Consider the following 12,034-nt stretch of genomic DNA (forward strand, 5'->3'; position numbering starts at 1 on the left):
GGAGACACACGGCGGGTGCTAACGTCCGTCGTGAAAAGGGAAACAACCCAGACCCACAGCTAAGGTCCCAAATTCATCGCTAAGTGGAAAACGATGTGGAAAGGCACAGACAGCCAGGAGGTTGGCTTAGAAGCAGCCACCCTTTAAAGAAAGCGTAATAGCTCACTGGTCGAGTCGGTCTGCGCGGAAGATTTAACGGGGCTAAGCGATGAACCGAAGCTTGGGGTGCATACTTCTGTATGCGCGGTAGAGGAGCGTTCCGTAAGCCGTTGAAGGTGACTTGAGAAGGTTGCTGGAGGTATCGGAAGTGCGAATGCTGACATGAGTAACGATAATGCGGGTGAAAACCCCGCACGCCGAAAGCCCAAGGTTTCCTTGCGCAACGTCAATCGGCGCAGGGTGAGTCGGCCCCTAAGGCGAGGCTGAAAAGCGTAGTCGATGGGAAGCTGGTTAATATTCCAGCACCTCGCGTAAGTGCGATGGAGGGACGGAGAAGGTTAGGCAGGCCCGGCGTTGGTTGTCCGGGTGAGAGAGTTGAGGCGGTTCCCTTTGGCAAATCCGGGGGAGCAACGTTGAGACTAAGGACGAGCCCATTAGGGCGAAGCTGCCGATATCACGCTTCCAGGAAAAGCTCCTAAGCTTCAGCTTACGCAGACCGTACCGTAAACCGACACAGGTGGGCAGGATGAGAATTCTAAGGCGCTTGAGAGAACTCGGGTGAAGGAACTAGGCAAAATAGCACCGTAACTTCGGGAGAAGGTGCGCCCTTTTTGGTTAATAGCTGAGAAGGGCCGCAGTGACCAGGCCGCTGCGACTGTTTATCAAAAACACAGCACTCTGCAAACACGAAAGTGGACGTATAGGGTGTGACGCCTGCCCGGTGCTGGAAGGTTAAGTGATGGGGTTAGCCGCAAGGCGAAGCTCTTGATCGAAGCCCCAGTAAACGGCGGCCGTAACTATAACGGTCCTAAGGTAGCGAAATTCCTTGTCGGGTAAGTTCCGACCTGCACGAATGGCGTAACGACAGCGGCGCTGTCTCCACCCGAGACTCAGTGAAATTGAAATCGCTGTGAAGATGCAGCGTTCCCGCGGCAAGACGGAAAGACCCCGTGAACCTTTACTATAGCTTTACACTGAACGTTGAGTTCGTCTGTGTAGGATAGGTGGGAGGCTATGAAACCGAGGCGCTAGCTTCGGTGGAGCCATCCTTGAAATACCACCCTGATGTGCTTGACGTTCTAACCTGGCGCCGTTATCCGGCGCGGGGACCGTGTATGGTGGGTAGTTTGACTGGGGCGGTCTCCTCCCAAAGAGTAACGGAGGAGCACGAAGGTACGCTCAGCGCGGTCGGACATCGCGCACTGTGTGCAAAGGCATAAGCGTGCTTGACTGCAAGATCGACGGATCAAGCAGGTACGAAAGTAGGTCTTAGTGATCCGGTGGTTCTGTATGGAAGGGCCATCGCTCAACGGATAAAAGGTACTCCGGGGATAACAGGCTGATACCGCCCAAGAGTTCATATCGACGGCGGTGTTTGGCACCTCGATGTCGGCTCATCACATCCTGGGGCTGTAGTCGGTCCCAAGGGTATGGCTGTTCGCCATTTAAAGTGGTACGCGAGCTGGGTTCAGAACGTCGTGAGACAGTTCGGTCCCTATCTGTCGTGGGCGTTGGAGATTTGAGAGGGGCTGCTCCTAGTACGAGAGGACCGGAGTGGACGAACCTCTGGTGTTCCGGTTGTCACGCCAGTGGCACTGCCGGGTAGCTATGTTCGGAAGCGATAACCGCTGAAAGCATCTAAGCGGGAAGCGCGCCTCAAGATGAGATCTCCCGGGAGCTTGACTCCCCTAAAGGAACGTTGAAGACTACGACGTTGATAGGCAGGGTGTGTAAGCGCAGCAATGCGTTGAGCTAACCTGTACTAATGATCCGTGCGGCTTGACCATATAACCTCAAGACGCTTTGGGTTAACCAAAGCACCTTACCCTCGTGACACGTCACGACATTCACTGCTCGCTACATCCAACTTATTCCGCTCAGACCGCAAGGTCTGTCCGGTAACCGTCGAGAGCGTGGCGCCGAAAGGCGACCCTCCACCCTCTCCCTGGTGACCATAGCGGTGTGGAACCACCCGATCCCATCCCGAACTCGGAAGTGAAACGCACCCGCGCCGATGGTAGTGTGGCATTTGCCCATGCGAGAGTAGGTCATCGCCAGGGTCTTTATCCCGCAAACCCCCGCCTGTGAAAACAGGCGGGGGTTTGTCTTTGCGCGGGCGGAAATGTTTGCGGCTAAATGTCCGCGGCTAGTTGGGCAGAAGTAATGTCGAGTGTCAGGGCTAGGTAATGCAGGTGAGCCGCTAACAGAGAGTGCGCGTACGTCCGTTCGTACGCCGCGCGATCTTCGGGCTCGGGCAATGCTCGCCGACTGTCATAGAGCATCGAGCGCGTAGAGCAGGAAAGCGGCGACAACGCTCCAATGCGCGGCGTTACGCCAACTACGCCGCTGCTAATGCCGCCTGCATCAGTAGCGCAAACACGCATACGACGCCAACGAGCCAGCTCAGGCTGCGCGCGCGCGGGAAACCTGCGACGTACAACGCGCCATGCAGCACGCGGGCGAGGACAAACACGATCGCGAGCAGCGAAATCCGCTCCTCCGGCACTCCCGACAGATGCGCCACGATCACACCCGCAGCAAACGCCGGGAACGCCTCGAACGCATTCATCTGCGCTGCGTTCGCGCGTTGGATTCGCGGATCGGTCTGGCGCGCGAGCCAGGCGCGCGGTTCGCGGTTGTCGTAGCGCTCGCCCTTCGATTTGGCGATGACCGTCCAGACGTACGGCAGTGCGGCGGCGATCAGCACGCACCAGTAGGCGATCGAGATCGGCATGTCGGTTCCCCTGAGAGTCCGGCGAGACTAACCGAGCGCGTATCGCGACGGCCATGACTTCCGGCGGCCGGAATTCGCCGCATTTGCCGTTAGGCTGGCCGCTTCCAACCGGAAGGGGAATTCCGATGCGACGTCGTCTATTGCCCGCGCTGCTCGGCGGGCTGCTCATCACCGCGTCCGCGCATGCCGCGACGCCCGACCGCTGGCAGGTGCCGGTGTCGGTCAAGAAGCTCGACAACGGCCTGACCGTGGTCGTGTCCGAAGACCACAGCTCGCCGACCATCGGCGTGTCGATGGTCTACCACGTCGGCATGCGCTTGGAGCCGAGGAACCGCACCGGTTTCGCGCACCTGTTCGAGCACCTGATGTTCGAAGGTACGCCGAATGCGAAGGAAGGCGTGTTCGACAAGGTGATCACCGGTGGCGGCGGCCGTAACAACGGTTCGACGCGTCCGGACTTCACCAACTACATCGAGATGGCGCCGGCGTCCGCGCTTGAGCCGATCCTGTGGCTCGAAGCCGATCGCATGAAGACGCTCGACTTCAATCCGGTCACGCTGAAGAATCAGCAGGACGTGGTGAAGGAAGAGATCCGCGTCAACGTGAAAAACCAGCCGTACGGCGGTTTCATGTGGATCGACATCGGGCAGCAGGCCTTCAACAAGTGGGAAAACAACCACGACGGCTACGGCAGCTTCAAGGATCTGGAAGGCGCGAGCCTTGCGGACGTCGCGAGTTTTCATCGCGATTTCTACGGTCCGAACAACGCGGTGCTCGGCATCTCCGGTGACGTCACGCCGCAGCAGGCGTTCGCGCTCGCGCAGAAGTATTTCGGTGCGATTCCGGCGCGCACGACGCCGAAGCGTCCCGACGTCAAGGAAGGCCTGAACACCGCGGAAAAGCGCATCCAGCAGACCGATGCACTCGCGCAGGTGCCGGCGATCGCGGCAGCGTGGAAGATGCCCGAGCGCGGCAGCAAGGATCAGGCGGCGATGGCGGTCCTCGGTGACGTGCTCGCCGGTGGCGACGCATCGCGTTTCTATCAGGGCTTGGTCAAGGGACGGCAGCTCGCCATCAACGTCGAGTCGCTGTATGGCCTCACCAGCCCGTGGGAATACGACGGCCCGACGCTGTTCACCGCATTCGCGTTGTACAAGCCGAATACGACGGCCGACGCCGTGCTCGCGGCGATGGACGAGGAGATCGCGAAGGTCGCGAAGGACGGCGTCAGCGACGCGGAACTCAAGCGCGTCAAGACCAAGATGCTGGCCGACTGGTACAACGGCCTCGAGTCGTTCCTCAACCGCGCCGACACGGTCGCCAAGTTGCAGACGCTGTGGGGCGACGCGAACGTGGTCAACAAGATCCCGACGTGGATCGAGGGCGTGACCAGCGCCGACCTGAAGCGCGTGGCGAAGACCTATCTCGCGCGCACCAACCGCACCGTCATCGACCGCGTTCCGACCGCGATGGCGAAGGCCGCGCCGGTCGCACCGGCCGCCGGCAAGTAAGGAGACGACGATGAAGACGATTTCCCTGCTCGCCGCCGCCGTATCGCTGGCAATTGCCGGCGCTGCCGTCGCCGGGCCGAAGGCCGTAATCCCGGCCGACCTGCCGAAGTACGCGCCCGACCGTCCATTGCCGGTGCCCGCAATCCAGAAGACCACGTTGTCGAACGGTCTCGAAGTGTGGATCGTGCCGCGCATGGGCATTCCGCGCGTGGATGCGGTGCTCGCGATTCGTGGGGCCGGTCTCGCGGCGGACGACGCGCAGCATCCCGGTTTCGCGAACACGCTGGCCGGCCTGCTCAACGAAGGCACGACGAAGCACGACTCCAAGGCCATCGCCGAACTCGCGCAGAGTCTCGGCGGTGGTGTCGGCGCGGGCGCGAACAACGACGGCGTGATGGTGTCGGCGAACTCGCTCGCATCGCATGCCAACGAGATGCTCGCGCTGCTCGGCGAAGTCGCGCGCACGCCGACGTTCCCCGACAACGAAGTGAAGCTCGCGCAGGCCAATGCGCTGCAGAACCTCAAGGCCGCCGAAGCGCAGCCGGGCTTCAAGGCCGAACGCGCGCTCGCCGAAGCGGTGTACGGCGATCACCCGTACGCGCATACGCAGCCGACCGAAGCATCGATCATGTCGGTGACGCCGCAACTGCTTCGCGACGCGTATGTGCAGCGCTTCCGTCCCGACCGCGCGTTGCTGGTCGTCACCGGGCCGGTCAATCGCGACGAAGCGATGCGCGCGGTGAATGCCGCATTCGGCGACTGGGCCGCGAGCGGCACGGCACTCGCCGATACGCCGCCCGCGCCGCATACGGCACGGCCGAAGTACGTGCTCGTGCAGCGCGACGGAAGCGTGCAGTCCGCGATTCGCCTCGGCCGTCCGGGGATCGCAGCGACCGATCCCGACTACGTGCCGCTGCAACTGGCCGGCACAGTGCTCGGCGGCGGTTTCAGCTCGCGCCTCATGCAGAACCTGCGCGAGGACAAGGGCTACACCTACGGCGCGCGCGGTGGTTCCAGCGCACTGCGCGAAGGCGGCCGCATCAGCGCGTCGGCGGATGTGCGCAACGAAGTCACCGGCGCATCGATCAAGGAGTTCATGGCCGAGTTCAAGCGCATGGGCGACGAACCCGTGCCCGCGCAGGAACTGGAAGACACCAAGCGCTACGTCGCCGGCGGTTACCTGCTGAGCAACCAGATGCAGGCCGCCGTCGCCGGCACGCTTGCGACCAACTGGCTCGTCGGACTGCCCGCCGAATTCCTCGGCGAATACGTCCCCAAGATCCGCGCCGTCGACGCCGCCCAGGTGCAAGCCATGAGCCGCAAGTACTTCGACCCGAAGGACCAGTCGATCGTCGTGGTCGGCGATCCCAAGGCCGTCGACGAACAGCTCAAGCCGTACGGCAGCTTCGAAGTTCGCACCAAGTAAGCGACATCGCAATTGAGAAAAGCCGCCGAAAGGCGGCTTTTTCTTTTATGCACACATGAGAGCGAAACCACCTGCCTGCCGCCATTGGCCGTCTTCCGAGCGACGCGAATGTTCGAGGCACGTCGCCCGACCTGTAACGCCTAACCAGTGTCACGCAAGCCGCTGCATCGACTGAACATCACACGATCGTTTCGCCAGTCGCCCACGACTACCTCGCGGTCGCGCCAGCTACAGTCATGGCTAGCGTGACGCTGCGAACCCGACGTCGGTGCAGGCATCGTATCCATCGCGATCCAAATTCAACACCTACAAACAGCGACTTGGGGTAGTAAGACCCGAAGGGCGGCGCACATGGACGTGCGCCGTCCGCACCCGAGCCAGGATGGCGAGTGTGCGGATCGCAAGAAGTCCGCAGGTCGCGAGCTGTAGATCCGTCGGGGAAGGTGCTTTCTTTTGGTTACCTTTTCTTTGCACCAGCAAAGAAAAGTAACTCGGGCGCGTCAGCGCACGAAACGCCTTTTGCTTCGCTCAACTCGCAACTCGCAACTCGCAACTCGCAACTCGCAACGAGCAACGAGCAACCACAACAGCCACACACGCCAAACAGCGCCTACCAGCCGGACCATAAACAACGAAGCCGCCCAAAGGCGGCCCCGTCCGACGAAAACAACCCAACCCTTACGGCGCAGCCGGCGGCACAGCCCCACTGAACCTCTGCACCGTCGCCCCCGTCACCGCCCCGATCTTCGCGCTGTCATGCACGAACAACGTCACCGGACGCTCGAACACCAGTGCGCCGTCCACCTGCGCATTCGGCCCGATCACGATGCGCGGGTCGCGCTTGTGGAAGCTGATCACCTGCATCCGCTGCTTCTCGATCGTGATCCCGCCGTGCACGTGGCTGCCGACGCCCACCGTGATGTCGCCCGTCACCGTGCGGATGCCGTGCGATACATCCGTGCCGACCAGCCCGATCGCGCCGTTCACCGTTTCGATGCCGCCGGAGATCGTGCTGCCGTTGTCGACGAAGATGCCGCCGTTCACCGTCGTCACGTCGCCGGTGATGCGCAGGCGCGTGCCGACATGGATGCCGCCATTCACCGTGGTGAGCTCGCCCACCTGCGCGCCATCGCCGACACGGATGCCGCCGTTCACCGTCTCCGCCGAACCGGTCTGGACGTTGGCGTCGATCTCGATGCCGCCGTTGACGGTCTCGAGGCTTCCGTAGGCGCGGCCGGCCTCGGCGTGGATGCTTCCGTTGACCTTGTCGATGCTGGTGCGGTCTGCAGCTGCGGCGGAGGCCGACAGCGCGAGGCCGAGGGCGAGCGGCAGGATCATCAGGCGGGTGCGCATGGCGTTTCCTCGTGGTCTGTACGTCTGGGATGCCGCGAGCGGCGCGAAGGTTTAAGCGCGCCGCGGCAGGGCGTTGATCATGCGCCGGTACAATCGCGCTTCCGCTCCCGCCGGGCACCTGCCCGAAGTCACAGGTCCGCGCCGTGTCGAACGCCCCCGCCGTGAAACCCGTTGTCCTCCTGATCCTCGATGGCTGGGGCCATCGCGACGATCCCGCCGACAACGCGCTCGCGCAGGCCTCGCTGCCGAACTGGGATGCGCTGGTGCGCGACTGCCGGAACACGCTGATCCACACCGAAGGCCGCCATGTCGGGCTGCCGGAAGGCCAGATGGGCAATTCCGAGGTCGGCCACATGAACCTCGGCGCGGGCCGCATCGTCTATCAGGACCTGACCCGCATCGATGCGGCGATCGAGGACGGCACGTTCTTCGACAACGCCGAGCTGCGCGCCGCCTGCGAGGCCGCGAAAGCCGCCAACGCGACGCTGCACGTGATGGGCCTGCTCTCGCCCGGCGGCGTGCACAGCCACGAACAGCACATCTTCGCGATGCTGGAGATGGCGCATCGCCTCGGCGTCGGCAAAGTCGCCGTGCATGCCTTCCTCGACGGCCGCGACACGCCGCCGCAGTCCGCCGAGCCGAGCCTGCGCGCGCTGCAGGAGGTCTGCGACAAGCTCGGTAATGCACGCATCGCGACCGTCGGCGGCCGTTACTTCGCAATGGATCGCGACAAGCGCTGGGATCGCGTGCAGCGCGCATGGGATGCGATGGTCGATGCACGCGCCGCACATGGCGCGACCGATGCGCAGGCCGCACTTGCCGCTGCATACGAGCGTGGCGAGAACGACGAGTTCGTCGCGCCGACGGTGCTCGACGGCTACACCGGCATGCACGACGGCGATGCGATCGTCTTCATGAACTTCCGCGCCGACCGCGCACGCCAGCTCACCGCCGCGTTCGTGCTGCCGACGTTCGATGGTTTCGACGCGCGACGTCCGCGGCTGTCGCGTTTCGTCTGCCTCACCGAATACGACGCCAAGCTTCCCGCACCGGTCGCGTTCGGTCCGGACGATCTTCGCAACACGCTGGGCGAAGTATTGGCCGATCGCGGCCTAAAGCAGCTGCGCATCGCCGAGACCGAAAAATACGCACACGTCACCTTCTTCTTCAGCGGTGGACGCGAAGACGAATATCCGGGCGAGACGCGCATCCTCGTGCCGAGCCCGCAGGTGGCGACGTACGACCTGCAACCGGAAATGAGCTGCCCGGAAGTCACCGACAGGCTGTGCGCCGCGATCCGGTCCGGCGACATCGATGTCGCGATCTGCAACATCGCGAACCCCGACATGGTCGGCCACACCGGTATCATCAGCGCGGCGATCAAGGCTGCCGAAGCGGTGGACATCGCACTCGGTGCGATCCGCCAAGCGGTTGCCGACGTGCACGGCGCGCTGCTGATCACCGCCGATCACGGCAACCTGGAAATGATGCGCGACGTCGCCACCGGCCAGCCGCATACCGCACACACCGTCGGCCCGGTGCCGTTCGTCTACTGCGGCCCGCGTGCGGCGACTCTGCGCACCGGCGGCGCGCTGCGCGACGTCGCGCCGACCATCCTCGATCTGCTCGGCGTGGGCGTACCGGCCGAAATGACCGGCACGAGCCTGCTGCAGGGCTGACGGATGCGCCTGCGTGTCGCGTTGCTCACGCTGATGCTGGCGTCGCCCATGATGGCCGGCGCGGCGCAGGACACGCGCGGCACCGAGAAAAAACTGCAGGCGATCAAGCGCGAGTTGCAGGGCGTCGCCAAGGAGCGACGCCAGCTGGAGACGCAGCGCGGCAGCGCAAGCCAGCAACTGCGCCAGGCCGACGAACAGGTTGGCCGCACCGGCGTGCGGCTCGAGACCACGCAGTCGCGCATCGAAAGCGAGAAGTCGCGCCTCGCGCAGCTGCGCGTGCAACAGGCGCAACTGCGCGCGACCCTCGGCGGTGCGCGCGAGGAACTGGCGACGCTGCTGCGTGCGGCGGATCGACAGGGCCCTGCGGGGCCACTCAAATCCTTGCTCGCGCGCGATCGCGTCGAGGACGCGCAGCGCCTGCTCACGTATCACGCGTATCTCGAGAAGGCGCGCGCCAAGCGCATCCGCGAACTCACTGTGCAACTCGCCGGGCTCGATCGGGTTGAAGCGGAGATCGCGCAACGCACGGGCGAACTTACCGCCGCGCAGCAGGCGCAGGCCGATGAGCTGAAGAAGCTCGAGCAGGATCGCCAGCAACGCGCTGCGCTGGTCGCGCAACTCGACGCCAAGTACAAGGATCGCGCCGCGCGTGAGCAGGCGCTCGGTCGCGATGCGAAGGCGCTGGAGTCGCTGCTGCAGAAGCTGCGCGTCGCCGCGGCGAAAGCGCGCGCCGAACAGAGGCGCATCGCCGAGCAACGTGCACGCGAAGCCGCAGCCGCCGATGCCGCCGCCGCGAAAGCCGCGCAGGCGAAGGGGCTTCCGCCGCCGCCAAAACGTCCCGCGCGTGCGCCGGTGCAGGTGGCGAGCGCGCCGGCACCGCAGGTCGGTGGACTCGGTTGGCCGTTGTCGGGCGCATTGCTCGCCGGTTACGGCGGCACGATGCCGGACGGTCGACGCAGCGACGGCCTGCTCATCGCCGCCAGTGCAGGCACCGCCGTGCATGCGGTTGCCGACGGCACCGTCGTCTATTCCGAATGGATGACCGGCTACGGCCAGCTGCTGATCATCGACCACGGCAACGGCTACATGAGCCTGTACGCGCACAACGACTCGCTGCTCCGGCAGACGGGTGCGTCCGTGCATCGCGGCGACAACATCGCGACCGTCGGCACCTCGGGCGGGCAGGGTCGGCCATCGCTGTATTTCGAGCTGCGCCGCAATGGCCAGCCGGTCGATCCCGGCACCTGGCTGCGTCGCTGAGTCGAACCCCGTCTCGACGCCGCTTTCCGAGCGGCTGGTTAACGTGCTGAACTCGACGCTTCCTCGACGGTCCCACCGTCGCCCCCGTTCCGGAGTCGCCATGCGCCGCCTGCTTGCCCTAGCTCTCCTCGCCGCGCTGCCCGTGGCCGCGCAACAGGCGCCCGCGCCCGCTACGCCGCCAAAGGAAACGCCGGCCACGCCCGCGCCCGCCGCGGACCCGAAGGCACCCGCGAGCAAGCCCGCAGCGCCGGCCGCGAAGGCTGCGGTCGCCGCCGATGCGAAGGCCGACGACGACGCGAGCAAGGTGCCGCTCGACGAGATCCGTCGATTCGTCACCGTCTACAACGCGGTCAAGCAGGCCTATGTCGAGCCGGTCACCGACGACAAACTGATGAAGGCCGCGATCCACGGCCTGCTGCTCGACCTCGATCCGCACAGCACCTACTTCGACAAGAGCGACGCCGAGGATTTCGACGAGAACGCACGCGGCGCGTACGAAGGCATCGGCGTCGAACTGCAGCGCCAGAAGGACGGCACGCTCAAGGTGGTGTCGGCGATCGACGACACGCCGGCAGCGAAGGCCGGCTTGAAGTCGGGCGACATCATCGTCGCGATGGACGGCAAGCCGTTCGGCCCCGACCAAGGGGACACGTCGGCGCCGCTACGTGGCGCCGCGGGCAGCAAGGTCGTGCTCACCATCGTGCGCAAGGGCGCGACCAAGCCGATGCAGATCACCGTCGTGCGCGACACCATCCACGTCGCGTCGGTGCGTGGACGCATGCTCGAGCCGGGCTTCGGCTACGTGCGCGTCGCCGCGTTCCAGGCCGACACCGCGGCCGATTTCGAGAAGGCGCTCGACAAGCTCAAGGCGAACGGCAAGTTGCGCGGCCTGGTCATGGACCTTCGCAGCAATCCGGGCGGCCTGCTGACCAGCGCGGTGCAGATCGCCGACGACCTGCTCGACAAGGGCGGCATCGTCAGCACGCGCGGTCGCATCTCGATCAGCGATGCGCAGTTCTCGGCGACGCCGGGCGATCGCCTCGACGGTGCGCCGCTGGTGGTGCTGGTCGACGGCGGTTCGGCGAGTGCGTCGGAAGTGCTCGCCGGTGCGCTGAAGGACAACGGCCGCGCGCGCATCGTCGGCAGCCGCACGTTCGGCAAGGGCTCGGTGCAGACGGTGCTTCCGCTCGACAACGGCGACTCGGTGAAGCTCACCACCGCGCGTTACTTCACGCCGAGCGGCAAGTCGATCCAGGCGCTGGGCATCGTGCCGGACGTTGCGTACACCGCGACGCGTTCGCCCGACGACGCGCGCCTGCTGTTGTCGGAAGCGAGCCTGCCGGGACATCTGCGCGGCGATGCCGATGACAACGAGGACGCCGGCGACGTGCTCGAAGGCGAGGGCTACATCCAGCAGGCGTTGAACGAACTCAAGCGCATGGCCGGCGTGCCGGTCGCGCCGGCGCCGACGAAACCTGCTGCAAAGCCGGCGCCGAAGACGAAGTAATCGTCAGCGCGGCTTGCCCGGCATCGGGAACGGCGTCACCACGCGCTCGCCGGTGGTGGCGTCGCGAATGGCGGACTGCGCTTTGCGCTCGACTTCCTCGATGCGCACGATCGAATGCATGGGCAGGTGCAGCACGCGGGTGTTGCCGAATTCGTCGCGCAGGCGTTCCTCGGTGGGATCGACGACCACGCCTTCGTTGACGTCGAACACCAGCTCGCCGACCTCGGTGAAACCCCAGATCGCGCCGCTGGCGACGTTGCGGGCGTACAGCTCGTACACCTTGCCGGCGTTGAGGAAGGTCACCTTGTAGAGCGGCTTGGACATGTCGGGTTCGTTCTGCGGGGTCGCAGCGAAGTGGGGTGGGCAATCGCCGCGGTTCAATAGGATGCGCCGCAATGGCGACGC

8 protein-coding genes and 2 rRNA genes (1 of these 10 cut by a window edge) are annotated in these 12,034 nt (G+C 64.6%); 7 read left to right on the forward strand and 3 right to left on the reverse strand.

Features of this window, described 5'->3' with window-relative positions; genetic code table 11:
• Together ACVWWW_RS01985 and rrf are read left to right on the forward strand one after the other, a co-directional pair.
• Positions 1 to 1,946: ribosomal RNA gene (locus tag ACVWWW_RS01985) — 23S ribosomal RNA — on the forward strand; it begins 919 nt to the left of the window's first position.
• A gap of 157 nt (positions 1,947 to 2,103) precedes the next feature.
• Positions 2,104 to 2,219, forward strand: a 5S ribosomal RNA gene (gene rrf / locus ACVWWW_RS01990).
• Between the two features lie 278 nt (positions 2,220 to 2,497).
• Here the strand turns inward: rrf and ACVWWW_RS01995 are convergent.
• Positions 2,498 to 2,893: an MAPEG family protein gene (locus tag ACVWWW_RS01995; RefSeq protein ID WP_196804435.1), complete on the reverse strand. Its 396-nt coding sequence runs from the start codon at positions 2,891 to 2,893 to the stop codon at positions 2,498 to 2,500.
• A gap of 125 nt (positions 2,894 to 3,018) precedes the next feature.
• Here ACVWWW_RS01995 and ACVWWW_RS02000 point away from each other — a divergent pair, with 125 nt between their 5' ends.
• Both ACVWWW_RS02000 and ACVWWW_RS02005 read left to right on the forward strand, forming a co-directional pair.
• Positions 3,019 to 4,404 (forward strand): M16 family metallopeptidase, encoded by a 1,386-nt coding sequence (locus ACVWWW_RS02000; RefSeq protein ID WP_036143314.1) that lies wholly within the window; start codon positions 3,019 to 3,021, stop codon positions 4,402 to 4,404.
• 10 nt (positions 4,405 to 4,414) lie between these two features.
• Positions 4,415 to 5,830, forward strand: coding sequence for a M16 family metallopeptidase (locus ACVWWW_RS02005; protein ID WP_027084102.1), 1,416 nt, complete (start codon positions 4,415 to 4,417; stop codon positions 5,828 to 5,830).
• A 678-nt stretch (positions 5,831 to 6,508) separates the two neighbouring features.
• On the opposite strand, the gene ACVWWW_RS02010 is transcribed toward ACVWWW_RS02005, so the two are convergent.
• Positions 6,509 to 7,183, reverse strand: a complete 675-nt coding sequence (locus tag ACVWWW_RS02010) for a hypothetical protein (protein WP_027084100.1) — start codon at positions 7,181 to 7,183, stop codon at positions 6,509 to 6,511.
• 143 nt (positions 7,184 to 7,326) lie between these two features.
• Here ACVWWW_RS02010 and gpmI point away from each other — a divergent pair, with 143 nt between their 5' ends.
• From gpmI to ACVWWW_RS02025, 3 genes are all read left to right on the forward strand, one after another.
• On the forward strand, positions 7,327 to 8,862 hold the full coding sequence (gene gpmI, locus ACVWWW_RS02015) for a 2,3-bisphosphoglycerate-independent phosphoglycerate mutase (RefSeq protein WP_027084099.1): 1,536 nt from the start codon (positions 7,327 to 7,329) through the stop codon (positions 8,860 to 8,862).
• 3 nt (positions 8,863 to 8,865) lie between these two features.
• Positions 8,866 to 10,122, forward strand: a complete 1,257-nt coding sequence (locus ACVWWW_RS02020; protein ID WP_027084098.1) for a peptidoglycan DD-metalloendopeptidase family protein — start codon at positions 8,866 to 8,868, stop codon at positions 10,120 to 10,122.
• A 100-nt stretch (positions 10,123 to 10,222) separates the two neighbouring features.
• Entirely contained in the window at positions 10,223 to 11,629 is a 1,407-nt protein-coding gene (locus ACVWWW_RS02025; protein WP_081672334.1) for a S41 family peptidase, read from the forward strand.
• A gap of 3 nt (positions 11,630 to 11,632) precedes the next feature.
• Here the strand turns inward: ACVWWW_RS02025 and ACVWWW_RS02030 are convergent, their stop codons facing one another.
• The gene (locus ACVWWW_RS02030) at positions 11,633 to 11,953 is read right to left on the reverse strand and encodes a DUF1820 family protein (RefSeq protein WP_027084097.1); all 321 of its coding nucleotides are present in this window, start codon (positions 11,951 to 11,953) and stop codon (positions 11,633 to 11,635) included.
• Between the last annotated feature and the right edge of the window lie 81 nt (positions 11,954 to 12,034).

This window comes from Lysobacter sp. HA18 (genome assembly GCF_054057595.1).